This is a genomic window from Nissabacter sp. SGAir0207, assembly GCF_005491205.1.
Taxonomy (GTDB): Bacteria; Pseudomonadota; Gammaproteobacteria; order Enterobacterales; family Enterobacteriaceae; genus Chimaeribacter.
In genome coordinates this window covers 167,683-188,981 of record NZ_CP028037.1, presented here as the reverse complement: position 1 = coordinate 188,981, position 21,299 = coordinate 167,683, and the positions used below count along the sequence as shown (strand labels likewise).

Here is a 21,299-nt window from a genome sequence, read left to right as displayed (position 1 = left end):
TATAAAAAAAGCCCCATCAGAACGTTGATGGGGCTTGTGTCGGTTTTTTATCAGGCCGTTTTGGCGCGCCGCACCAGCCGCCAGCAGGGCGTCAGCAGCACAAACAGTGACAGCACAATCAGCAGCCAGGAGAGCGGCGTGGCCGCCAGACTGCTCACCTCCCCGCCCCCCAACGTCATCGCCAAATTCAGCTGGGTTTCAGCGATCGGGCCGAGCATCACCCCAAGGATAATCGGCGCGCTGGGGTAGTTCAGCTTCTCAATAAACCACGCAAAGATGCCGATGCCAAAGAACAGCCAGAGATCAAAGGCCGAGTTATTGACGGCATAGACCCCCACGGTAATGAACAGCATGATCACCGGCGCGAGCAGCACGGTCGGCAGGCGCAGCGCCTGACCGAAGATGCGCGTCGCCGTCAGTCCGCCCACTACCGCCAGCATCAGCGCCGAAATCAGCATCTGGAGCATGAAACCATAAGCGATGTCCGGGTGATCCTGGAACAGTTGCGGGCCGGGGCGCAACCCCTGCACCAGCAGGCCGCCGAGGATCACTGCCGCCACGCCGGAGCCGGGGATGCCCAGCGTCAGCGCCGGGATCATGGAGGAGGCGTTATCCGCGCCATTGCCCGATTCCGAGGCCGCGATGCCGCGCGGGTTGCCCTCACCGAAAGTCTCCGGCGACGGATCGCGCCGCTTGGCATCGTTGTAGGCCAGATAGCAAGACATGCTGCCGCCCGCACCCGGCAAAATGCCGATGATGATGCCAATCACGGAGCTGCGCAGCCAAACCGGCAGGAACATCCGCCACTGGGCCAGCACGCTACCCTGACTGCGCAGGTTCAACAGGTGGCCGGGCATCCCCTCCTTGCTGGCGTTCACCATCATGGTGATCACCGGCGGGAAGGCGAACAGCGCCGTCAGCAGCACCACCAGATCCATCCCCTCTGACAGTTCAAGGAAGCCGAAGGTGAAGCGCTCATCGCCGGTGGAGATATCCTGCCCAATGGTGCCGATCAGCAACCCAATCAGTGCCGAGATCGCGCCTTTGACAAAGTCACTGCCCAGCAGGGATGTCACGGTGGCGAGGCCGAGTACCGCCACCCAGAAGAACTCCGCTGGCCCGAAGGCAAGGCTGATTTTCGCCAGCCCCGGCGCAAACAGGATCAGCGCAATGGCGGAGAGCACGCTGCCCACCACGCCGGAGAAGACCGCCACCTGCAACGCATAGGCCGCCTTCCCTTGGCGGGTCAGCGCGTAGCCATCCATCACCGTGGCGACGGAGGCTGGCGTACCGGGAATGCGCAGCAAAATCGCCGGAATCGCCCCGCCGTAGCTGCCGCCGTTGTACATACCCGCCATCATGCCGAGGGCGAACAGCGGGTCAATGCCAAAGGTCAGTGGGATCAGAACCGCAATGCCGGTGGTGACCGTCAGGCCGGGCAAGGCGCCCACCACCAGCCCGGCTACCGTACCCAGCAGCACGGCCGCCAGGTTGGTAGGTGCCAGCACCCCTGGCAGGGCGCTCATCAGTGCATCAATCAAAACCATGCCTCCAGCCAGTGTTCAATCAGGCCCGCAGGCAGCGGGCGTTGCAGCAGGACGTGGAACACCAGCACGATAAACACCAGCGTGCCGACTACCACCGCCAACGAGAAACGCCAGCGGCCAAAGCCCGCCAGCGCTGGCACCAACAGGCCGAACAGCAGGCTGGCGGCAATGTAGCCAATCGTGTTCATCAGCAGCAGGTAGCCGAACACCAGCAGGAAACTGAAGGCCAGACGCCACGGGCGGGCGAACAGCGGGGCCGCGCCCTCCTCTGCCGCCGTGCCGCCGATGAACTGGCGCGCCAGCTGCACCAGCCCAAACAGGCCGAGCAGCAGGGCCAGCGCCCGTGGGAAACTGGCACTGGTGGGATTGAAGCTGGCGGCGGTCTGCCAGACGTAGGCCGCGATCAGCAACCACAGTACGGCGCACAGGATTTCGGCCGGGCGTCTCCCGGCGGCTCTGCTTAGCGCCACGGGGTTACTTTCCAGGTGGTGGCCAGATCGTCATTGATGCCGTTAATCAGGGTCTGGTACTGCGAGGCATCGAGGTAGTTCAGCGGCATCTCCGCCTTCTTCGCTGCCTGCTGGTACTCTGGATCGTTCACTACTTCGGCCAGCGCCTTCTCCAGCTTGCTGATCACCTCGGGCGGCGTGCCAGCCGGTGCGGCCAGCCCGCGGGAGGCCCCGGCCACCAGATCAATTTTCTGCTCATGGAAGGTCGGTGCTTCCGGCAGCCAGCTGGAGCGCTGATCCGCCATCACGCCCAGCACACGCAGCTGGCCCTGACGCACCGGCTCTAAAGATTCACTCAGGTTCATGGTCGCCGCCGGCACATGGTTGCCGAGGATGGCCTGACGCACTGGCGCGGTACTGCCGAAGAAGGCGGCCTTGAATTCGGTGCCGGTCTTGCGGTTGAGGTTCAGGATGGCGATGTGCTCGGAGGAGCCAGCCGCGCCCGAGGTGCCAATCACGATCTTGCCGGGCGACTGCTTGGCGGCATCCAGCAGCTGTTGCAGCGTCTGGTAGGGGCTGTCGCGGTTGACCACCAGCACGGCCGGGTCATAGACCACGTTGGCGATCGGCTGGAAGTTGCTCATCTGGTATTTGGCCTTGCCCTCAACCGCCAGCGCGTTGATGGCCGGTGGGTTGATCATGCCGATGGTGTAGCCATCCGGTTTGGCGCGCGCCAGTGCCGTCCAGCCAATCTCGCCACCCGCGCCGGGCTTGTTGATCACCGCGATACGCGCGCCGTCGCCCAGGTGCAGCTCGAGATAGTGGGCAATGGTGCGGGCAGCGATGTCCGTGCCGCCGCCGGGCGCGAAGGCCACCAGCATCTCGATGGGTTTTTCCGGCCAGGCGGCCAGCGTCGGGGCGCTAAAGGAGAGCGAGGTGATCCCGGCAAGCAAAACGGCCACAGGTGTGCGCGATGTTTTCATGATGGTCCCTTAAACAGGTGCGATTTTGTTATTGATTTAACGGGTCTTGAGCCGCGTGTGATGCGATGCATCATGCAGCAACGGCCACGCCAAATACACTCTCATTTTGGCATATTGTTATGCTTTCTTATCATAACAAATGCCTATGTATGTGCGCTGATGATGTATTTTTTGCATGATAGGCAATGGGAGATGGGCATCTGTGCCAGCGTTTAAAGGGCCGGTTGATCGCCTTTACACCCCCCCTCGCGCGTGAAAAATCACAGGATTAAGCCGCACAAAAGCCGACTCTCTCTTATGGAAACATCCCCTCACCGGTTAAGCTTAGGCTTCTGTCACCGGCGAGAGGAGATGACCCTGCCCTATGCACGTCAACATTGATAACGAGATTACCTTTCGTAAGCTGTCGATTTTTATGGCATTTATGGAGAAGGGCAATATCGCCCGGACGGCGGAGGTGCTGGGGATCAGCAGTGTCAGCGTCCACCGTGCCCTGCACACGCTGGAAGAGGGCGTGCAGTGCCCGCTGTTTGCGCATCAGGGGCGCAATCTGGTGGCACTGCCTGCGGCCTGGACGCTGTTGGAGCACTGCCGGGAGGTGATGCAGCGGATGGCGCGCGGGCTGGAGGAGACGCGGCGCATCGCCGGGATTGGGCAGGGTCGGCTGCGGGTCGGCACCCTCTACTCGCTGACGCTGGACACCATGCCGCGCATGATCATGGGCATGAAGCTGCGCCGCCCCGATCTGGAGCTGGATTTGACCATGGGGTCAAACCGGCTGCTACTGGGGATGCTGGAGGAGAACCTGCTGGACGCCATCCTGATCTCTGTCTCGGAGGTGGCGCTTGACCGCAAGGCGATGGAGGTGATTCCGCTGTTCCAGGATGACATCTATCTGGCCGCGCCAGCGGTGGAGGCGCTGGACACCGGGCGCGAGGCGGATCTGCGCCACTTCAGCCGACGCAAGTTTGTGTCGCTGGCGGAGGGCTTCGCCACCTATGCCGGTTTTCAGGAGGCATGCCACATCGCGGGCTTCGAGCCGGACATCGTGACGCGGGTGAATGACATCTTCTCGATGCTGAGTCTGGTGCAGGCCGGGGTGGGGCTGTCGCTGGTGCCGGGGCGGATGAAGAAGCTGTATGAAAATGACCTGCAACTGCTGAAACTCGCCGAGCCATACCAGATGCGCCAGCAAATTGGGCTGGTGTTCGCGCGCAACCGCGAGCGTGATCCCAACCTGCTGGCGATTGCCGCCGAGGGGCGGATGTACGCCCTACGGATGCAGAAGGGTGCCTAGCCGCGCCGCAGCCGGGCAGCCAACTGGCAGGCACCCTCCAGCCCAATCTGTTCCAGTGCCACGCACTCCCCCTGCCAGCCGGATTGCCGCGTCAGCGAGGTGAGTACCTGGCCGGGCGGCATCTCAATCGCCAGCCGGGCGTCGCGCTCCCGCGCCGCCACCATCGCCTCCTGCCACTGCACGGTGCGCGCCATGTTGTGCGCCAGATCGTCAGCGATGCGCTCCGGCTGCCAGAGCACCCGCGCCGTGCTACCGCTGAGCCAGCCGCAGCGCGGCCGTTGCAGCGTGACGTGGCGGAAGGCCTCCGCCAGTTGCCGCGCGGGCGTATCCAGCAGCGCGCAGTGGGAGGGCACGCTGACCGCCAGCCGCTGGGCGCGGGTCGCCCCGGCCTCCAGTGCGGCGCGCCCGGCGTCGGCCATCGCCTGATCGCTACCGGCAATCACAATCTGGGTGTCGGCATTGATGTTGGCGATGTAGACATCATGCTGGGCCACCAGCGTCTCTACCTGACTCAGCGTCAGGCCCGAGAGGGCCGTCAGCCCGTAGCCGTGCGGGTAGGCGTGCTCCATCACATCGCCACGCAGCGCCACCAGCCGCAAGGCGTCCTCAAACGCCAGCGCGCCCGCGATCACGGCCGCTGGATAGGCGCCAATCGACAACCCGCTGACCAGATCTGGCCTGACGCCGCGCGCCTCCAGCGCCCGCCCCCACGCCACACCAGCAATCAGCACCGCGAGCTGTACCGCGCGGGTATGTTGCAGCGCGCCGGGGGTGTCGAGGGTCGCCAGTTCATCCCCCAGCACCTCGCGCGCGCTGGCGAGGGTCGGCGCATCGGGCAGTGCTGCCAGCATACCGGGGTACTGCGCGCCCTGGCCGGGAAAGGTAAACAGAATTTTCATCACTTACTCCTGACACCAAGGGTCGCGCACCAGCCGCGGCCCCCGGTGGGTTTTTAGTAGCGCCCGCCGGTCGCGCAGCCACTCATCCAGCGCGAACCCGCCGAGCGGCGTCTCAATCTGGGTGTCCACCCGACAGGGCAGCGTCGCCAGCGCCTGTTGCCACGCCTGCAAGACGTCAAGGGGCAGCGGCTGCGGGGCGCGGATCAGCAGATCCAGATCGCTGGCGGCGTGCAGCACCGGCAGGCCGGTCGCCAGCGCATAGCCCGCACTGCCGGTGATGCCCCACGCCCACGGCCAGCGCTGGCCTGCCAGTTCCCGCGCGGCCTGAAGCGGCGGCAGGTCAGCAAACGGTGAGCGTGACAAGGTTACGGAATCACTCAGCGCCTCAGGTGTGACGCAGCGGACAATCTCCTGCTGCGCGACCCAGCCAGCGGCGCGCTGGCTGCGGCTCTCACCGCGCACCCCCACCGGGATCAGCCGCTGTTCGTGGCTGTCCCGCCGCACCACCACCGGCAGCGACGGGTGCCACTGGGTGTCCACCCACGCGGCGGTGATGCCGGTCAGCGACTCTGCCGAGCGTAGCCAGAGCAGGTCATGGGGAGTGGGCGTCTTCATCATGACCCCGGCGTCATGGCGATAAACAGCGGCAGCGACAGCGTGCAGAACAGCGAACTGAGCAGCAGCACCGCTTCGGCATCCGGTGACTGCACGCCGTAACGGTTGCCGAACACCACGCCAAAGAAGCCAGCTGACAGCGCGATCATCAGGATAGTGGTGACCGCCAGCGCGCCATGCAGGCCAAGCAGCAACACAATGCCCCACGCAATCGCTGGCTGGATGAGCAGCTTGGTGAGGGTGGAGGTGATCACCACCTGGTTAATCTGCAACCGCCGGGCAGAGAGGATCAGGCCAGTGAGAAACAGCGCGGCGGCGGTGGCAGAGAGGCCGAGCGGCTTGATCGCCGCCAGCAGCAGGTCGGGCATCACCACGCCAAAGGCGGAGAGCAGCACGCCGAGCAGCGGCCCCCAGACAATCGGCTTTTTCACCGAGCGCCACATCAGCACCGGCAGCAGCGCCAGCGCACTGCCCCGCTCGCCTGCCGTGGCCTGCGCCTTCTCACGTTCCAGAATCAGCAGGCAGAAGGGTGTCATCAGCACCGAGCCGCAGGCGATGGAGACCGCCACCGACAGCGAGGTGGATGGCCCCTCCCCCAAAATGCTGCCGAGGATCGGCAGCCCGAGCGCCGCATAGTTGGGCAGTGCCACGGTCAGCGTCAGCACGGCCGCATCCTGCGGCGCTTTTTTGAAGAGTTTGACCGCCAGGAAGTAGATCCCGGCATAGGTGACCCACATGGAGAGCGTCAGCCCCAAAATCAGCGGCCACTGCGCCATGATGCCCTGCCAGGGCGTTTTGACCGTGGCGCTGAACAGCGCGGCAGGCAGGGCAAAATCCATCACATAGATATTCAGCAGGGAGACTTTCGAGTTATCGATCAACTTCGCTTTGCCGGCCCAGAAACCCAGCAGCATGATGATAAAGATGGGTGCTAACGCATGGAGAATTGTATAAGCCATAGGGTCACCTATAAGGAGTAGGAAAAGATCACTGACGCAATTTTTATTATTTTCAGAGGCCGTTTCTCCGGTGGGCGCGTGGTGCGCCCACCGGGACAGCAATCCGGCAGGTGTCTCTTTTTACTGACTTACCAGTCGGCGCGCATTCGCTCACGCACCTCGGCGGAACTGCGCCGGTTCTCCGCGCCCAGCCGCACGCTGAGGTTTGGCTGCTGGCGCGCCTCACGGATCGCCAGTTGCAGCGTGCCCGTAACCTGCGCCAGATCCTGTGCCTCCGGGGCGTCGGGGTGTTCAATATCGAGCAGCGTGGAGAGCAAACCGAGGGTGGCGTAGTTGCTCACGTCATAAGCCATCGGCGGGATGGTGGCGGCCAGTTTCTCCAGCGCCTCCACCGTGCGCAGCGTGATGCGCGCCGCCGACGCCTTGCCCATCGCATGGACGGTGACGCCCGGATCGTTGAAGGCGATCAGCCGGTTGGCCTGATAGCCATGCGCCAGAAACGCACCGGACATCGCCTTGCCCACGATCAGCCCAATCACCGGATGCCCGGCCAGCCGCGCCTGTGCATAGGCCCCGGCCGCGCCCGCCAGCGCCTGATGGATGCCAAACGCCTCCTCGCGCCGACCATAGGCCTGACTCGGCACATCAATCACCGCGATGATGGGGCGCTTCACCGCCTTATCAGCGTCCTCTGCGAGGGTCTGGTGCAGCACTTTCGCCAGCGTCCAGCCCTCCAGCAACCCGACTTCGCCATGCGCGGCGCGCGGATAGCGGTTATCCGCGTCCGGCACCACCGCGATAAAGCGGGCAATCTCGCCGCCAATCTCGGCATCGGCCACCTGTACGGAGGGGCACAGCCCCGCCATGCGGGGCGCGTTGGCCGTCAGTTGCGCCAGCCAGCGCGCGCCACGGCTGATTGAATCACTCATTGTTTGCCCTCCGCTGCGTAAACCTGTTTCACACTCTCTGCGTCCGCCTGCTGGCGGGTATCAAAGGCAGCCAGCCGCGCCAGATACCAGTCGTAGCGATCGCTGCGGTGCTGGGCTGGCACACCCTGCGCCAGCGCGGCTTCCATCGCCTCGCGCACCGCGTGGATGCCGTCGTCTACCAGCGCATCCGCCAGCCCGCCGTGGAAGCGCGCCTCGCCACCGGTCATGCTCCAGATGAAGGGGCGATCGCGCGAGTCATACTCCTCAATCCCCGCCTCCTGCTCGATTACTTGTGGGCCATTCAGCCCGAGCCGTGCCTCACGGGTCACGATCAGGTGGCTGCACAGCCCGGCGGCAATCGACATCCCACCGAAACAGCCCACGGTGCCAGCCACGATGCCAATCACCGGCGTATAGCGGCGCAGATCGACTATCGCCGCGTGGATGTCCGCGATCGCCGCCAGCCCAAGGTTGGCCTCCTGCAAGCGCACCCCACCGGTTTCAAGGCAGAGCACTGCCTGCGTTGGCGTGCCGTTGCGGTGGTCTTCCGCCGCCAGCTCCAGCGCGGCGGCCATCTTCGCGCCAGAGACTTCGCCCATGCTGCCGCCCTGAAATGCGCCCTCTATCGCGATCACCACTGCCGGTTGGCCATTGAGGGTGCCTTTCGCCACTACCATGCCGTCATCTGCCTGTGGCACGATGCCCTGTTGCGGCAACCACGGTGAGGTGATGCCAGCAAAGGGATCGAGCAGTTCCCGGTAGCTGCCCGCATCCAGCAGGGCCTTGGCGCGCTGGCGCGCATTCAGCTCGATAAAACTGCCGTCATGACGCATAACCCACCTCCTCAAATGCCTGTTCAATGCGGATGCGCGCCACGCCCGGCGTCGCGCCGAAATCATGGATCACCAACATGCCGGACGGCAGGCCGCTCATCTCCGCCAGACGGCTGAACAGCGCCTGCCAGCGTGCCTGGCTGTTATCCACTGAGGTGGTGATCTCGACGCGGAGCGTCTGTTGCGCATCGGCGGTAAACAGCACCTCCATATCGCCGGAGCCGACCACGCCCGCCAGCGCCCTGCCATGCAGGGTGCGGCCAGCGGGGAGGGACAAAGTCATTTTTTCCATAACATCCTCTTTCTTAATTAGGGGTAGAGCGATCCAGGAACAGCGTGGCGGCCAGCAGATCGGCCGCGCCGCCCGGCGAAGCGTTCAGCGCCAGCAGCGCGGCATCCAACTGCGCCAGCGCCTGCCGGCCAGCGGGCTGCGCGGTGCCGCCCGCCTGCAACACCGCCCGTGCGCCGGTTTGCATCGCCGTCAGGCCCGCCAGCCCGGCGCGGTTCAGCACGCAGGTGTCGCTGAGCGAGGTCATGATCGCCAGCAGCGCATCCAGCCGCGCCTCGGTTTCGGTGGCACCCAGCTGGCGGCTCAGGCGCAGCCGGGGCAGTGCCAACCCGGTGACGTGCGGGAAGCCCTGTTGCGCCTCTTCGCGCGCGCCCGGTACGTGATAGCGATGGGTGGCGCGCAGGCCGTTGCTGAACTGGCGTGGGGCGGCGCGATCCGGCAGTTGCGCCAACTGGGCCGCGGTATTAGCCAGCGTGGCGCTGTCGCCCTGCCCGCCCTGCATCGCCGCCGCACAGACCAGCAGGCCGACTGCCCAGATCGCGCCCCGGTGGGTATTGACGTTGCCGGTCGCCGCCATCATCTGGCGTTCGCCCTCGCGCCCCAGCTCACCAATCCGTTCCCGCAGCGCAATGTCCGCCGGGCGTTGCCAGCTCTGTTGCGCCAGCTGGTGGAAGGCGGGCGTCAGGGCATGGGCGGAGCGCTCCATCAGCGCCAGCGTCAGGTCACGGTGCGCGCCGCTGCCGCGCATATCCACCAGCCCCGGCTTTGGCGTCAGGCGCGCTTCATCGATCAGGCAGGCAGTCGCCCGCTGCGCCAGCGCGGCGGCGCTGGCTTCGCTTTGGCAGTGCCGCAGCGTCGTCATCACCAGCTCCGGAACTTGGCCGGTGGGTTGTAGAGGCCATCAGACCACTCTACCAGATCGGCCACGCTGCCAGCCGCCAGCAGCGAGCGGGTGGCCTCGGCGCGGCGGATGCCCAGATCCTCGGGATAGGCCACCTTGCCGCTGCGACGCAGTGCCGCCACCCGTTGCGGGTCAGCGCCCAGCCCGATGTCGGTGATACCGGCCACCGCCGCCACCATCGCCCGCCGCTCTTCCAGACTGTCGGCGCGGTAGAGGTAGGCGATGCCCTCCTCCGTCAGGACGTGGGTGACGTCATCGCCATAGATCATCACCGGCGCCAGCGGCATCCCGGAGGTTTTGGCGACCTCCACCGCGTCCAGCTTCTCAACAAAGGTTGGTTTGACGCCGGCCTGGAAGGTTTCGACCATCTGCACCACCAGCTTGCGGCCACGCTGCATCGGGTCGGGTTCCTTCATCATCGCCAGCCAGGCCGGGGTGGCGTGGCGGCGGCCGTGGGGGTCATGCCCCATGTTTGGCGCGCCGCCAAAGCCAGAGAGGCGGCCACGCGTGACGGTGGAGGAGTTGCCGAGGCCATCCACCTGAAGGGTGGAGCCGATGAACATGTCCACCGCATACTGGCCCGCCAGCTGGCAGAGCGCGCGGTTGGAGCGCATCGAGCCATCCGCGCCAGTGAAGAAGATGTCTGGCCGGGCGCGGATGTACTCCTCCATCCCCAGCTCGCCGCCGAAGCAGTGGATGCTCTCCACCCAGCCGCTCTCGATCGCCGGGATCAGCGTCGGGTGCGGGTTGAGCGTCCAGTGCCGGCAGATTTTGCCCTTCAGCCCCAGCTGCTCGCCGTAGGTGGGCAGCAGCAGCTCAATGGCCGCCGTGTTGAAACCAATGCCGTGGTTGAGGGACTGCACCTGATGCTCGGCATAGATGCCCTTGATGGCCATCATCGCCATCAGGATATGCTCCTGCTTAATCAGGCGCGGGTCACGGGTAAACAGCGGTTCGATAAAGAAGGGTTTGTCGGCGACCACCACGTAGTCCACCCACGAGCCGGGGATGTCCACGCGCGGCAGGTCGCTGACGTCATCCACCAGCTCATTTACCTGCGCGATGACGATGCCGTTGCGGAACGCGGCGGCCTCTACCAGCGCCGGGGTATCTTCGGTGCTGGGGCCGGTGTAGAGGTTGCCCTGGCGGTCGGCTTTGTAACCGGCGACCAGCGCCACATTGGGGGCAAGATCCACGAACAGGCGGGAGTAGAGTTCGATATAGGTGTGGATGGCGCCGATCTCCAGCAGCCCATCCTCCAGCAGCTGCGAGACGCGCAGGCTCTGCGGGCCAGAGAAAGCGAAATCGAGTTTGCGGGCGATGCCCTTCTCAAAGATGTCCAGATGCTCGCTGCGCCCGACGCTGGGCATAATCATATGCAGGTCGTGCACGGTGGCAGGGTTCACCTCCGCCAGCATCCGCGAAAGGAAATCCGCCTGCTTCTGGTTATTCCCCTCCATCACCACCCGGTCGCCGGGGGCGATCAGCCGCTCCAGCATCGCGACCATGTCGTCGGTGGGAAGTACCTTGCCCTGCACGCCGGTCGCGGCCAGCCGCCGCTGCTTCTCCGTGCGGCGCGTATCCCAGACGCGCGGGGATGTGTGTCCTGTCAACATTATCAGCCTCCTGAGATGGCCCACCGTGGCGATGGGCGGGATTCAGGATCCAGTGTGGCGGCCTCTGGCAAGGGCATCAATTAAGCCACGGCGCTAACCATTAGGCTGAGAGTAATGATTGGCTGGCAAAAATGTGCGGCAGATCAAAGCGCCGCCCATTTTTGGCGTCATGCGCACTAAAACTCCGACGGCTCACCCGGCAGCGGTTCAGAGATCGCCTGCCCTTCGACGCCAGCATAGGTGATCACCAGCACAGCGGGTTCATCGGTGGTATAGCCGCGGTGCGCGCTCTCCACCGTCTCATTCAGCGCCTCGCCCGCCCGCACCGTATGAGTCTCGCCGGTCTCTTTGTCCTCGACCGTTAACTGGCCGGAGAGCACATAGGCGGCATTGGGCATCGGGTGGGTGTGCCACGGCAACTCCGAGTGCGCGGGAATGTGCATTTTCATCACGGTCAACTTCGGCTTACCCGCCGGGTAACGTTCATAAGTCTGGCCATTCCAGGCCTGCCCGCTGCTCAACAGCTCTTCGGTATCAATGGATGTTGATGGCATGACATACCTCAATAGGAGAGTGTCCATTGAGTGTAGTTGCAAATAAGGGGTTGATTGGAAAGGAGAGGTCAGGCTTCACTCCCCTCCTCCGCCAGTCGGCTGATATGGATGCTGAGCCAGGTCAGTTCATCTTTGGGTAGGGTGACGGCGTATTTATCCTGGATATAGTCACGAATCGCCCAGGCGACGGCCATCGCTTGCGGGTAGAACCTCAGCAGCTCCTGGTAGAAGTCGTCGCCGCCGGTTGAGGCGATGCTGCGGCTAATGATGCGCTCAGCGAAGTAGCGCAGGTGGGTGATAAAACGCTGGTAGTGCAGCGTGGTGGGGTTCAGGTCACGCTTGAGTTTGTAACGCACAATTTCGGCGATGCGGTTCACCAGTTGCACTTGCTGGTGGGCGTCGCCATTTTCACTCTGCGCCGAGGCGTTGATCAGGTGGAAGGCGATGTGCACCGCCTCATCCTCCGGCAGCGCGACGCAAAAACGGCGGGCGACCAGCGCCCGCGCCTGCTCGCCGAGTTGGTACTCGCGCGGGTAGTAGCGCTTGATCTCCCAGCTCAGCCTGTTGGTCAGCGGCGCGCCGCCTTTGCTGCGCTCCACCGCGTAGAACAGGTGCTCCGCGAGGGTAAAGAACAGCACGGTGTGCAGCGGCGTTGGGTAGTGCGCTTGCGCCAGCGTGATGATGTCATGGGTGACGTCAAAAAAGGCCGCCGGGATGCTGTCGGTCAATGACAGGAAGTGGCGGGACTTCAGGGTCTCCAGCGGGATAAAGACCTGCTCGATATGCGCGATGTCCACCAGCGCGCCGGGCCGGGCATTGAAGCCAATGCCCTTGCCGAACAGCACCATCTCGCGCTGATCGTGATCCACCAGCAACATGCTGTTATTGAGTGATTTTTTGACTCGTATCACATCAGCTCCCTGCGGCCTTCCGACGCGGTTAGTCCAGATCCTGCCCGTTGGAGGCGATCACCTTCTGATACCAGTAGAATGAGTCCTTGCGCAGGCGCGCCAGCGTGCCGTTGCCCTCATCATCCTGATCAACATAGATAAAACCATAACGCTTGGACATCTGCGAGGTGCCAGCGCTAATAATGTCAATGGTGCCCCAACTGGTATAGCCCATCAGCTCCACGCCCTCATCCACCGCCTCTGCCATCTGCTCGAAATGCGCGCGGAAGTAGTTGATGCGGTAGTCGTCATGCACCTGCCCCTCCTCGACCACATCCTTCGCGCCAAGGCCGTTCTCAACAATAAACAGCGGCACACGGTAGCGGTCATACAGCTCCAGCAGCGAGATCTTCAGCCCCACCGGGTCAATCTGCCAGCCCCACTCTGACGCCGGCAGGTAAGGGTTTTTTACGCCCAGAATGGTGTTGCCGGCGGTGCGCTCGGCATCGGGCTGGGTCGACTCGGTCAGCGACATGTAGTAGCTGAAGGAGAGGAAATCGACCGTGTGCGCCTTCAGGATCGCCAGGTCATCCGGCTGCATCTCAATCTTGATGCCGCGCCGCGCCAAATCGCGGGTGATCAGCGGCGGGTAGCTGCCAAACACCTGCACGTCGGTGTAGAAGTAGTTCTCGAGGTTCTTTTTCAGGGTGGCTTCCACATCCTCCGGGTGGCAGGTGCGAGGATAGGTGGTGAGCTTGGTGAGCATACAGCCCATCTGGCTGCCGGGGATTTTGGCGTGGCAGTCGCGGGTGACCAGCGCGGAGGCGACAAACTGGTGGTGCAGCCCCTGATAGATATCCTGCTCGGCCTGCCCCGGCGCGCTCTTCTCCGCGCGGATGCCAGCGGTGGTGAAGGGGTGGCGATGAATGCTGTCGATCTCATTGAAAGTCAGCCAGTAGCGCACCAGATCTTTATAGCGGTCAAAGCAGACGTTGCTGTAGCGCACAAAGGCGTCCAGCACGTTGCGGTGCACCCAGCCGTTGTACTTCTCACTCAGGGCCAGCGGCATCTCATAGTGTGACAGTGTCACCAGCGGCTCGATCTGGTGGCGGCGCATCTCGCGGAACAGATCCTCATAGAAGCGCAGGCCCGCCTCGTTAGGCTCGCGCTCCTCGCCGGTCGGGAAGATACGTGTCCAGGCGATGGAGACCCGCAGCACCTTGATGCCCATCTCGGCAAACAGCGCCAGATCCTCTTTATAGCGGTGGTAGAAGTCGATGCCGCGCCGCTTCGGGTAGCGCTGGTCGTTCCGCCCGTGGAGGGCATCGGCAATGTGCTCCTCTGACAGCGCCATATGCCCGGTGTAATCCTTGGGATCAAGGTGCGCCTTGTGGGCAATGGCGTCCGCGACGGACGGCCCCTTGCCATCGACATTCCATGCCCCTTCGGCCTGATTGGCGGCAATGGCCGCGCCCCATAAAAAGTGCTCGGGGAAAATTGATTTGCTGTGACTCATACGGACTCCTTGAGGATCATGATTGGATTCGGGTCGCCGACGGCACTGGCCGACGCGGTGGGAGAGAAGTGGAAACGCTCACTGTTGGTGACCACCATGATCACCACTGGGTCGTAACCAGCGGCAAGCAGCGCCGCCAGGTCAAAGGTCACCAACAGGTCGCCCCGTTGAACGGTCTGGCCGGGCGTCACTTGTGGCTGGAACCCTTGGCCGTTCAGCCGGATGGTGTCGATGCCGATGTGGAAAATCAGCTCCGCGCCGTGGGTGGTGATCATGCTGACGGCATGGCCGCTCTCGAATACGCTCTCGATGGTGCCGTCCGCTGGCGCGCGCAGTTCGCCCCGCTCTGGGATCACGGCGATGCCATCGCCCATGATGCCCGCGGAGAAGACATCATCTTTTACCTGCGACAGCGGGATCACCCGCCCCTCTGCCGGGCGATGGAACGGGAACTCGCCAGCGGCTGGCTGCGGCACCTCTTGGGGCAGCGCGGCCTCTTCATGCCAGAGCAGCAGCGTGGCGGTAAAGGCGATGACGAACGCCAGCCCGGCACCCATCAGGGCGTAGAGGATGTTCCAGGCATTGTCTGGCGAGATGAACATCGAGATGCTGGCAAGGCCGGGGCCGACTAGTGCGAACGCCTCCACCGCCATCCAGCCAATAAAGCCGCCGCCCACCACGCTGCCCGCGATCACCGCATAGAGCACCTTTTTATGCAGTAGCGTGACGCCGTAGAGCGCTGGCTCCGTAATGCCGAACAGCGCCGAGAGGCCCGCGGAGAGCGCGGTGGACTTCAGCACCTTGTCCCGGCACTTCAGCGCAACGGCCAGGCTGGCCCCGGCCTCGGCGATGTTGTGAGCCAAGGACGCTGGCAGGTAAAGCATCTCACGGCCAAACTGACCCAGACTGGTGACCGCGTAGGGGATCAGCGGCTTGTGCATCCCAGCGGCGACAATGAATGGCAGGATGCCAGCCAGCACCGCCGAGGCAACAAACCCCAGCTTGCCATAGAGCCAGACGATTGCCGTCGCCAGCAGGGAGCCAGCCTCAAAGCCGAGCGGGCCGAGCAGTAGCAGCGTCACTGGCGCGGTGACCAGCAGCGAGAGCATCGGCGAGAGGAATATGCGCAGCGCGCCCGGCGTGTAGCGGTTGAACAGGCGCTCGGTCTGGGCGTAGAACAGTACGCACAAAATGGCTGGGAACACCTGTGAGGCGTAAGCGATGTTTTGCAGGTCGAGCGAGAGGAAGGTGGTGCCCTCCGCCAGTTGTTTGGACATCGCGGGCAGTACCATCACTGACACCGCCGAGACCGCCACCAGCACGTTTACTTTGAGTTTGGTGGCGGTGGTGATGGCGACCAAAATCGGCAGGAAGTAGAGCGGCGCGCTGCCGATGTTGTCCAGCACCCGGTAGGTGGCGCTGTCACGGCTCAGCCAGCCAGCCATCGCCATCAGGATCAGCAGGGATTTCAGCACCCCGCCGCCAGCGATGGCTGGCACCAGCGGCTGGAAAACGCTGATGACAAAATCGACCAGCCGCGCCCCCCATCTCCCCTGTTTGGCGGGTGAGTCTGCCGTAGCTGTCGGGGCGCCCGTCATCAGCTGTTTCACCGCCTGATACACCTCCACCACCTGGCTGCCGATAATCACCTGGCACTGCGCGTTGACTCGTGCCCCGAGCACGCCCGGCACCCGCTCCAGCGCCGGCTGATCTACCTGCGCGTTGTCATGCAGGCTCAGCCGCAACCGGGTGGAGCAGTGCTCACAGTGCGCGATATTACCTACCCCACCCACCCGACTGACAATCTCCTGCGCCATCTCTGCATGGTTCATCCGGCACCTCCGCGTTTGTCCAAAAAAAAAGACCTGAAGCGCCCCTTTTGCAAAGGGAGCTTCAGGTCTTGCCTGGCTAAGCCAGTAACACGCCTGCCTTAACTTCTAGGTTTTTCGGCCCACGATTGCAACCGGTTTCCCCCAGCAAACTAAAAGAGTGTGACGCCCTTGGCAAACTGCCGCGCCTGCCGGGCCATTAACCTGATCGAGCGCAAAAAAAGTTGCCCGCTTCTGTGCATTACCCTCTAGAATCGGGGGCCTCAAGGAGAACTCATGAACCGCTCACTCTCTATTTCTTCACACAACCCAGCTTCCGCCGAGCTGATACGCGGGGTGCTGGCCGCCCTGCCGGTGATGATCGGCTTCCTGCCGTTTGGCCTGTTGCTGGGCGCGCAGGCGGCGCAGAAAGGGCTTTCCGCGCCTGAGCTGATGATGATGACCGGCCTGAACTATGCTGGCGGATCGGAGTTTGCTGCCATTGCGCTCTGGACGTCACCGCCCCACGTCCTGACGATCGTAATGGTGAGCCTGCTGGTCAACAGCCGCCACCTGCTGATGGGCGCGGCGCTGGCCCCCTACCTGAGCCACTTGCCGCTGCGCAAGGCGCTGCCCGCGCTGTTCTTCATGTGTGATGAGAGCTGGGCGCTGGGCATGGCCGATGCCAGCGAACGCCGGGCGCGCGGGATGACGCCCGCGATGAGTCTGGCATTCTATGCCGGGCTGGCGGGCGCGCTCTGGCTGACCTGGATTATCTCAACCGGCTGCGGCGTGCTGATTGGCCCGGCGCTGGGCGACGTCACCCGCTGGGGCTTTGACATGGCCTTCCCGGCGGTGTTTTTTGTGCTGCTGCGCGGCATGTGGAAAGGATTGCGCGTCGGCCTTCCGTGGCTGGTAAGCCTAATCGCCGCTGGCGCGACCTGGCATTGGGTGCCCGGCGCGGCCTATGTCCCGGTCGGCGCGCTGGCCGGCCTCGCGACCATCTTCCTGATGAGCAAAAACGCATGATCTCATTGACTGTCGTCACCATCACCCTAATGGCACTGGCGACCTACCTGACGCGCGTCACGGGTTACCTGTTGTTGCGTGACCGCACCCTCGGCCCACGCGCCAAAGCCGTAATGGACGCCGCGCCCGGCTGCGTGCTGATCACCGTAATCGCCCCGCACTTCGTCACTGCCAACCCCGCCGATCTGCTGGCACTGGCCATCTCGCTGCTCGCCGCCATGCGCTTTTCACTGCTGCCAGTGGTGGTGATCAGCGTCGCCGCCGCCGGCCTGCTGCGTCATTTGCTGTAGTGGGAGGGGGTGAAAGGAGCAGTTTGTGAAAAAGGAGATATTGTAAGTTAGCAAACCCTTGCAAGCATCTTATTCAATGTCGGATACGAATTTCAGATAAGGTTTCGTGTAAAAAAGGATCTAAAGAAGATCCTTTTTTTATCCTGTATCTGTGTTAAAAGTATCAATATGACTTATATTTAAGCCCGCTATTTGGTGTTTTGCTTACATTAAAAAGAATATTTCTATCAATGCATCTGGCCTCTGGCTCCATTTCATAAAAGCAGAAAACTTCATCAGTGAAAAATAGTAGGCTTTCGTTGGGTTCAGTGCGATACCCGTCCCCGAATTCCATAATAGTTACGCTATAATAACCAGCAGTATCGTTATGGGGAATGCCGTATTTTGATTGAATCATATCCTTATTGGCTCTCCACCATGCTATCTGGCGGCTTTTCAAATACGGGAAGTGCCTGACAATCAAAATATCCCCATGGCAAGGAGGACTGGTTTCATTACAAACACTGGCTCCGTGCGCCGCTACGATCTCAACTGGGATTAAATACTGCCAGAGCAGATAGCCACAGCTCGCTGCTACAATAACACTCGCAATAAGTCGCTTATTCACCACGCCTCCTTCTTATATGGAAAAATCCTTCAAGAAAAATACCTATAAATATAATATCATCGATAAAACAAACCAGTGTTCTGGCTGGACATAATCCAAAGTCGTGGTTTTTTCTCGATACATCTGGCCTCTGCTGGAATTTTATCGAAGCACAGCAAGTCAGAATCTTCATCCGTACCGCGATCGATACGATAGCCTTTGCCAAAGTCCATAATAATCACGGTATAATAATTATCTTCAATTTTATGCGGGATGCCATATTCTCTCTGAATCATATCCTTATTATTTTCCCACCACGCAATTTGCCGGTTTTTAAAATAGGGGAAATTCCTGACCAGTATGGTATCTTCGTCGTGAACGGCCACAATCTCAGCCGGCGTAAAATACTGCCAGAGCAGATATCCGCAGCTCGCTACTGCGATAATGCTCACAATCAATCGATTATTCACTCTGCCTCCTGATGAAAAAATATCTCAAGATATTTCTTTCATTTGTGTATTCAGCCAAGCCTAGTCCAAAAAAAACTTGGATTGAAATGATATTCAACCCCTGTATTTTTATTGTCGCTTATACTCATTAGCGGTAATTTGTCGATGCACCTTGCTTTGGTAGGCATATCATTGAAACACAAAACATCTTCGGTATAAAACATTAAAGAATCTCCTTCAGGCTCAGTGCGGTAACCGTTACCAAAGTCATGGATATATACATTGTAGGATTTATATCCTTTATAGGTTATGTACTTGGGTATTCCATGTTTTTCCTGAATCATGTGCTTGTTGGCTTCCCACCAAGCTATTTTGCGACTTTCCAAGTAAGGAAAATTCTTGACTAATATTGTATTACCATCATGTACGGCCACAATTTCAACCGGAGTACAATACTGCCAGAGTAGATAGCTACAGCTTGCAGCCACGATAATGCTTGTGATCAGTCGCTTATTCATCCTCCCTCCCGGTGATTTCTATAGTGGCATTCATCTCGGTGATAAATGGTTTGTAGCCGTATTCATCCCAGCGTTGAAGTGCAAACCTCAATCGGAAGATACGAAACTCACGGCGTACGGGATTCAGGGTATCTACATTATCAAGACCAAAGTGATCCTGGATGAAGTAATGTATTCTTGCGTTATAAGAGTCTCCTTCGACTGCCAGTAACTCCAGCTTGATATACGTTAACCAAGTCTCATAAACTGAAATCACCATTCCGATATTCTGAAAGAATAGATGGTAAATAAAAGCAACACAGGCTCCTTTTTTATACAGGAAAAATTTTGAAATCTTTCTCATATTCGCCTTACCAATAAAACTGCCCTGTGTTTTTACTCCATCCAATCCAGCGAAGCGGCTTTTTTTCAATGCACCGTGCAGCAACAGGCATATCATCAAAGCACAACAAATCAGAATCTTCATCCGTTTCTCTATCGATACGGTACCCCTCCACAAAGTCCATAATGTTCACACTGTAATAGCCATCTTTGGACTTGTGTGGAATCCCGTACTTTGCCTTGATCATAGCCTTATTAGCTTTCCACCAAGCTATCTGACGACTTTTCAAGTGCGGAAAATGCCTGACCAAAATAATATCACCATCATGTACTGCCACAATTTCAACCGGCGTCAGATACTGCCAGAGCAGATAACCACAGGCCGCAGCCGCGACAATACCCGTTATCAGTCGCTTATTCACCCCACCTCCTTTCCATATGAAAAAATTATCGATAAAACTGACCGCTATTTTGGCTCCAGCCAATCCAGTGGAGTCTATTTTTTTTAATGCATCGTGCATCTACATGCATATCATCAAAGCAAAGTAAATCTGAATCTTCATCTGTGCCTTGATCAACGCGATAACCATTACCATAATCCATAATAAATACTTGGTAGAAGCCATCCTCAGATATGTGAGGAACCCCGTATTTTGCCTTTATCATATCCTTATTGGTCTCCCACCAAGCTATCTGACGAATTTTCAGATACGGAAAATTCCTGACAAGAATAAAATCGTCGCTATGTACTGCAACAATCTCAACAGGTGTCAGATATTGCCAGAGTAAATAGCCACAGCTTGCTGCTGTGATAATACCTGCTATCAGTCGTTTATTCATCCTGCCTCCCGGTGATTTCTATAGTAGTATTCATCTCGGTGATAAATGGTCTGTAGCCGTATTCATCCCAACGCTGAAGTGCAAACCACAGCCGGAAGATACGAAACTTCTGATATACCGGATTTACTACATCAGCACCATCAAGACTAAAGTAATCTTGAATGCAGTAGGCAACTGTCTCCCATGACTTCCAACGTTTTAAGTGTAATGTGCATTGACCAGCTATCATGAATTGATATCACTAGTCAGAGTGAAGGGATTGTAAAGCACAAGTAGTATAGGATCCTTTTTTATGTGGGAAAATTGATGCAAATAAACCCCTTTCCCATTTACGCTTTACCAATAAAACTGCCCTGTATTTTTACTCCACCCGATCCACCTAAGCCGTTTTTTTTCAATACATCGAGCGGGAACCGTTATATCATCGAAACACCGTAAATTTGAATCTTCGTCTGTTTCATGGTCAATGCGATAGCCATTGCCAAAATCAAGAATAAACACCTGATAATTGCCATCTTCATCTTTCTTGGGAATGCCGTACTTATCTTGAATCATGTCCTTGTTGGCCTCCCACCAGGCTATCTGACGACTTTTAAAGTACGGGAAATGCCTTACCAATATTGTATTACCCTCATGCACCGCTACAATTTCAACGGGAGTCAGGTACTGCCATAACGTATAGCCACAGGCCGCAACCGCGATAACACCCGCAATCAGTTTATTATTCACCCCACCTCCTTTTCATATGGAAAAAATTATCGATAAAACTGACCCCTATTTTGGCTCCAGCCAGTCCAGCAAAGCGGATTTTTTTCAATGCATCGTGCATCTACATGCATATCATCAAAGCAAAGTAAATCTGAATCTTCATCTGTGCCTTGATCAACGCGATAACCATTACCATAATCCATAATAAATACTTGGTAGAAGCCATCCGCAGATATGTGAGGAACACCGTATTTTGCCTTTATCATATCCTTATTGGCCTCCCACCAAGCTTTCTGACGAATTTTTAGATACGGAAAATTCCTGACAAGAATAAAATCGCCGCTATGTACTGCAACAATCTCAACTGGTGTAAGACATTGCCAGAGCAGATAGCCACAGCTCACTGCTGCGATAATACTTACAATCAATCGCTTATTCACCATGCCTCCTTCTCATATGGAAAAAGCACTCAA

General features: G+C 59.6%; 27 protein-coding genes. 3 read left to right on the top strand and 24 right to left on the bottom strand.

What is annotated here, in order from left to right; all coding sequences use genetic code 11:
* Nucleotides 1-50 precede the first annotated feature (50 nt).
* From C1N62_RS20085 to C1N62_RS20075, 3 genes are read right to left on the bottom strand one after another with little or no spacing between them, the layout of a single operon-like run.
* Nucleotides 51-1,547 (bottom strand): tripartite tricarboxylate transporter permease, encoded by a 1,497-nt coding sequence (locus tag C1N62_RS20085; RefSeq protein ID WP_370465615.1) that lies wholly within the window; start codon nt 1,545-1,547, stop codon nt 51-53.
* The gene (locus tag C1N62_RS20080) at nt 1,538-2,017 is read right to left on the bottom strand and encodes a tripartite tricarboxylate transporter TctB family protein (protein WP_168195914.1); all 480 of its coding nucleotides are present in this window, start codon (nt 2,015-2,017) and stop codon (nt 1,538-1,540) included. The genes C1N62_RS20085 and C1N62_RS20080 overlap by 10 nt, the downstream gene beginning before the upstream one ends.
* Complete coding sequence (locus C1N62_RS20075; RefSeq protein ID WP_137765504.1) at nt 2,008-2,979, bottom strand: tripartite tricarboxylate transporter substrate binding protein; 972 nt, start codon at nt 2,977-2,979, stop codon at nt 2,008-2,010. The genes C1N62_RS20080 and C1N62_RS20075 overlap by 10 nt, the downstream gene beginning before the upstream one ends.
* A 364-nt stretch (nt 2,980-3,343) precedes the next feature.
* On the opposite strand from C1N62_RS20075, the gene C1N62_RS20070 reads away from it, so the two are divergent.
* Nucleotides 3,344-4,276 (top strand): LysR family transcriptional regulator, encoded by a 933-nt coding sequence (locus tag C1N62_RS20070; protein WP_137765503.1) that lies wholly within the window; start codon nt 3,344-3,346, stop codon nt 4,274-4,276.
* Here C1N62_RS20070 and mdcH read toward each other — a convergent pair.
* The 12 genes from mdcH to C1N62_RS20010 all read right to left on the bottom strand — a co-directional run bounded on the left by mdcH (nt 4,273) and on the right by C1N62_RS20010 (nt 16,109).
* On the bottom strand, nt 4,273-5,175 hold the full coding sequence (gene mdcH / locus C1N62_RS20065; RefSeq protein ID WP_137765502.1) for a malonate decarboxylase subunit epsilon: 903 nt from the start codon (nt 5,173-5,175) through the stop codon (nt 4,273-4,275). The genes C1N62_RS20070 and mdcH overlap by 4 nt on opposite strands.
* Nucleotides 5,176-5,178: 3 nt before the next feature.
* Entirely contained in the window at nt 5,179-5,793 is a 615-nt protein-coding gene (locus C1N62_RS20060; protein WP_137765501.1) for a malonate decarboxylase holo-ACP synthase, read from the bottom strand.
* Entirely contained in the window at nt 5,790-6,749 is a 960-nt protein-coding gene (locus C1N62_RS20055) for an AEC family transporter (RefSeq protein ID WP_137765500.1), read from the bottom strand. Before C1N62_RS20055 ends, C1N62_RS20060 begins: the two co-directional genes overlap by 4 nt.
* 128 nt (nt 6,750-6,877) lie before the next feature.
* Nucleotides 6,878-7,678: a biotin-independent malonate decarboxylase subunit gamma gene (gene mdcE, locus C1N62_RS20050; RefSeq protein ID WP_137765499.1), complete on the bottom strand. Its 801-nt coding sequence runs from the start codon at nt 7,676-7,678 to the stop codon at nt 6,878-6,880.
* Nucleotides 7,675-8,511 (bottom strand): biotin-independent malonate decarboxylase subunit beta, encoded by an 837-nt coding sequence (locus C1N62_RS20045; RefSeq protein WP_137765498.1) that lies wholly within the window; start codon nt 8,509-8,511, stop codon nt 7,675-7,677. The genes mdcE and C1N62_RS20045 overlap by 4 nt, the downstream gene beginning before the upstream one ends.
* Nucleotides 8,501-8,803 (bottom strand): malonate decarboxylase acyl carrier protein, encoded by a 303-nt coding sequence (gene mdcC, locus C1N62_RS20040; RefSeq protein WP_137765497.1) that lies wholly within the window; start codon nt 8,801-8,803, stop codon nt 8,501-8,503. The genes C1N62_RS20045 and mdcC overlap by 11 nt, the downstream gene beginning before the upstream one ends.
* Before the next feature lie 13 nt (nt 8,804-8,816).
* On the bottom strand, nt 8,817-9,662 hold the full coding sequence (locus C1N62_RS20035; RefSeq protein ID WP_137765496.1) for a triphosphoribosyl-dephospho-CoA synthase: 846 nt from the start codon (nt 9,660-9,662) through the stop codon (nt 8,817-8,819).
* Entirely contained in the window at nt 9,662-11,317 is a 1,656-nt protein-coding gene (mdcA, locus tag C1N62_RS20030; protein ID WP_137765495.1) for a malonate decarboxylase subunit alpha, read from the bottom strand. The genes C1N62_RS20035 and mdcA overlap by 1 nt, the downstream gene beginning before the upstream one ends.
* A 176-nt stretch (nt 11,318-11,493) precedes the next feature.
* Nucleotides 11,494-11,871 (bottom strand): cupin domain-containing protein, encoded by a 378-nt coding sequence (locus C1N62_RS20025; protein WP_137765494.1) that lies wholly within the window; start codon nt 11,869-11,871, stop codon nt 11,494-11,496.
* 68 nt (nt 11,872-11,939) lie between these two features.
* On the bottom strand, nt 11,940-12,782 hold the full coding sequence (locus C1N62_RS20020) for a PRD domain-containing protein (protein WP_137765493.1): 843 nt from the start codon (nt 12,780-12,782) through the stop codon (nt 11,940-11,942).
* A gap of 28 nt (nt 12,783-12,810) precedes the next feature.
* A complete protein-coding gene (locus C1N62_RS20015) occupies nt 12,811-14,277 on the bottom strand; it encodes a glycoside hydrolase family 1 protein (protein WP_137765492.1) in 1,467 nt (488 codons plus the stop codon).
* A complete protein-coding gene (locus C1N62_RS20010) occupies nt 14,274-16,109 on the bottom strand; it encodes a beta-glucoside-specific PTS transporter subunit IIABC (protein ID WP_137765491.1) in 1,836 nt (611 codons plus the stop codon). Before C1N62_RS20010 ends, C1N62_RS20015 begins: the two co-directional genes overlap by 4 nt.
* A 273-nt stretch (nt 16,110-16,382) precedes the next feature.
* On the opposite strand from C1N62_RS20010, the gene C1N62_RS20005 reads away from it, so the two are divergent.
* Together C1N62_RS20005 and C1N62_RS20000 are read left to right on the top strand one after the other, a co-directional pair.
* A complete protein-coding gene (locus C1N62_RS20005) occupies nt 16,383-17,114 on the top strand; it encodes an AzlC family ABC transporter permease (RefSeq protein WP_137765490.1) in 732 nt (243 codons plus the stop codon).
* Nucleotides 17,111-17,404: an AzlD family protein gene (locus C1N62_RS20000; RefSeq protein ID WP_137765489.1), complete on the top strand. Its 294-nt coding sequence runs from the start codon at nt 17,111-17,113 to the stop codon at nt 17,402-17,404. The genes C1N62_RS20005 and C1N62_RS20000 overlap by 4 nt, the downstream gene beginning before the upstream one ends.
* A gap of 163 nt (nt 17,405-17,567) precedes the next feature.
* On the opposite strand, the gene C1N62_RS19995 is transcribed toward C1N62_RS20000, so the two are convergent.
* From C1N62_RS19995 to C1N62_RS19955, 9 genes are all read right to left on the bottom strand, one after another.
* Entirely contained in the window at nt 17,568-18,011 is a 444-nt protein-coding gene (locus C1N62_RS19995; RefSeq protein WP_137765488.1) for a DUF943 family protein, read from the bottom strand.
* 56 nt (nt 18,012-18,067) lie between these two features.
* A complete protein-coding gene (locus tag C1N62_RS19990) occupies nt 18,068-18,460 on the bottom strand; it encodes a DUF943 family protein (protein ID WP_137765487.1) in 393 nt (130 codons plus the stop codon).
* 50 nt (nt 18,461-18,510) lie between these two features.
* On the bottom strand, nt 18,511-18,957 hold the full coding sequence (locus C1N62_RS19985) for a DUF943 family protein (RefSeq protein ID WP_137765486.1): 447 nt from the start codon (nt 18,955-18,957) through the stop codon (nt 18,511-18,513).
* On the bottom strand, nt 18,950-19,300 hold the full coding sequence (locus tag C1N62_RS19980) for a DUF3289 family protein (RefSeq protein WP_240775837.1): 351 nt from the start codon (nt 19,298-19,300) through the stop codon (nt 18,950-18,952). Before C1N62_RS19980 ends, C1N62_RS19985 begins: the two co-directional genes overlap by 8 nt.
* Nucleotides 19,301-19,307: 7 nt before the next feature.
* On the bottom strand, nt 19,308-19,700 hold the full coding sequence (locus C1N62_RS19975) for a DUF943 family protein (protein ID WP_137765484.1): 393 nt from the start codon (nt 19,698-19,700) through the stop codon (nt 19,308-19,310).
* A gap of 25 nt (nt 19,701-19,725) precedes the next feature.
* Complete coding sequence (locus C1N62_RS19970) at nt 19,726-20,118, bottom strand: DUF943 family protein (RefSeq protein ID WP_137765483.1); 393 nt, start codon at nt 20,116-20,118, stop codon at nt 19,726-19,728.
* Entirely contained in the window at nt 20,111-20,347 is a 237-nt protein-coding gene (locus tag C1N62_RS19965) for a DUF3289 family protein (RefSeq protein ID WP_240775836.1), read from the bottom strand. Before C1N62_RS19965 ends, C1N62_RS19970 begins: the two co-directional genes overlap by 8 nt.
* 107 nt (nt 20,348-20,454) lie before the next feature.
* Nucleotides 20,455-20,847, bottom strand: coding sequence for a DUF943 family protein (locus C1N62_RS19960; RefSeq protein ID WP_137765482.1), 393 nt, complete (start codon nt 20,845-20,847; stop codon nt 20,455-20,457).
* 26 nt (nt 20,848-20,873) lie between these two features.
* Nucleotides 20,874-21,266, bottom strand: a complete 393-nt coding sequence (locus C1N62_RS19955; protein ID WP_137765481.1) for a DUF943 family protein — start codon at nt 21,264-21,266, stop codon at nt 20,874-20,876.
* Nucleotides 21,267-21,299 lie beyond the last annotated feature (33 nt).

Bases quoted from the DNA above. Each gene is read 5' to 3' on its own strand.
- mdcA (WP_137765495.1), bottom strand. From the start codon at position 11,317: ATGTTGACAGGACACACATCCCCGCGCGTCTGGGATACGCGCCGCACG.
- C1N62_RS20025 (WP_137765494.1), bottom strand. From the start codon at position 11,871: ATGCCATCAACATCCATTGATACCGAAGAGCTGTTGAGCAGCGGGCAG.
- C1N62_RS20035 (WP_137765496.1), bottom strand. From the start codon at position 9,662: ATGACGACGCTGCGGCACTGCCAAAGCGAAGCCAGCGCCGCCGCGCTG.
- C1N62_RS20005 (WP_137765490.1), top strand. From the start codon at position 16,383: ATGAACCGCTCACTCTCTATTTCTTCACACAACCCAGCTTCCGCCGAG.
- C1N62_RS19970 (WP_137765483.1), bottom strand. From the start codon at position 20,118: ATGAATAAACGACTGATAGCAGGTATTATCACAGCAGCAAGCTGTGGC.
- C1N62_RS20045 (WP_137765498.1), bottom strand. From the start codon at position 8,511: ATGCGTCATGACGGCAGTTTTATCGAGCTGAATGCGCGCCAGCGCGCC.
- mdcC (WP_137765497.1), bottom strand. From the start codon at position 8,803: ATGGAAAAAATGACTTTGTCCCTCCCCGCTGGCCGCACCCTGCATGGC.
- C1N62_RS20060 (WP_137765501.1), bottom strand. From the start codon at position 5,793: ATGATGAAGACGCCCACTCCCCATGACCTGCTCTGGCTACGCTCGGCA.
- C1N62_RS19965 (WP_240775836.1), bottom strand. From the start codon at position 20,347: ATGATAGCTGGTCAATGCACATTACACTTAAAACGTTGGAAGTCATGG.
- C1N62_RS19985 (WP_137765486.1), bottom strand. From the start codon at position 18,957: ATGAATAAGCGACTGATCACAAGCATTATCGTGGCTGCAAGCTGTAGC.
- C1N62_RS20085 (WP_370465615.1), bottom strand. From the start codon at position 1,547: ATGGTTTTGATTGATGCACTGATGAGCGCCCTGCCAGGGGTGCTGGCA.
- mdcH (WP_137765502.1), bottom strand. From the start codon at position 5,175: ATGAAAATTCTGTTTACCTTTCCCGGCCAGGGCGCGCAGTACCCCGGT.
- C1N62_RS20000 (WP_137765489.1), top strand. From the start codon at position 17,111: ATGATCTCATTGACTGTCGTCACCATCACCCTAATGGCACTGGCGACC.
- C1N62_RS20010 (WP_137765491.1), bottom strand. From the start codon at position 16,109: ATGAACCATGCAGAGATGGCGCAGGAGATTGTCAGTCGGGTGGGTGGG.
- C1N62_RS20070 (WP_137765503.1), top strand. From the start codon at position 3,344: ATGCACGTCAACATTGATAACGAGATTACCTTTCGTAAGCTGTCGATT.
- C1N62_RS19980 (WP_240775837.1), bottom strand. From the start codon at position 19,300: ATGAGAAAGATTTCAAAATTTTTCCTGTATAAAAAAGGAGCCTGTGTT.
- C1N62_RS20015 (WP_137765492.1), bottom strand. From the start codon at position 14,277: ATGAGTCACAGCAAATCAATTTTCCCCGAGCACTTTTTATGGGGCGCG.
- C1N62_RS20055 (WP_137765500.1), bottom strand. From the start codon at position 6,749: ATGGCTTATACAATTCTCCATGCGTTAGCACCCATCTTTATCATCATG.
- C1N62_RS20075 (WP_137765504.1), bottom strand. From the start codon at position 2,979: ATGAAAACATCGCGCACACCTGTGGCCGTTTTGCTTGCCGGGATCACC.
- mdcE (WP_137765499.1), bottom strand. From the start codon at position 7,678: ATGAGTGATTCAATCAGCCGTGGCGCGCGCTGGCTGGCGCAACTGACG.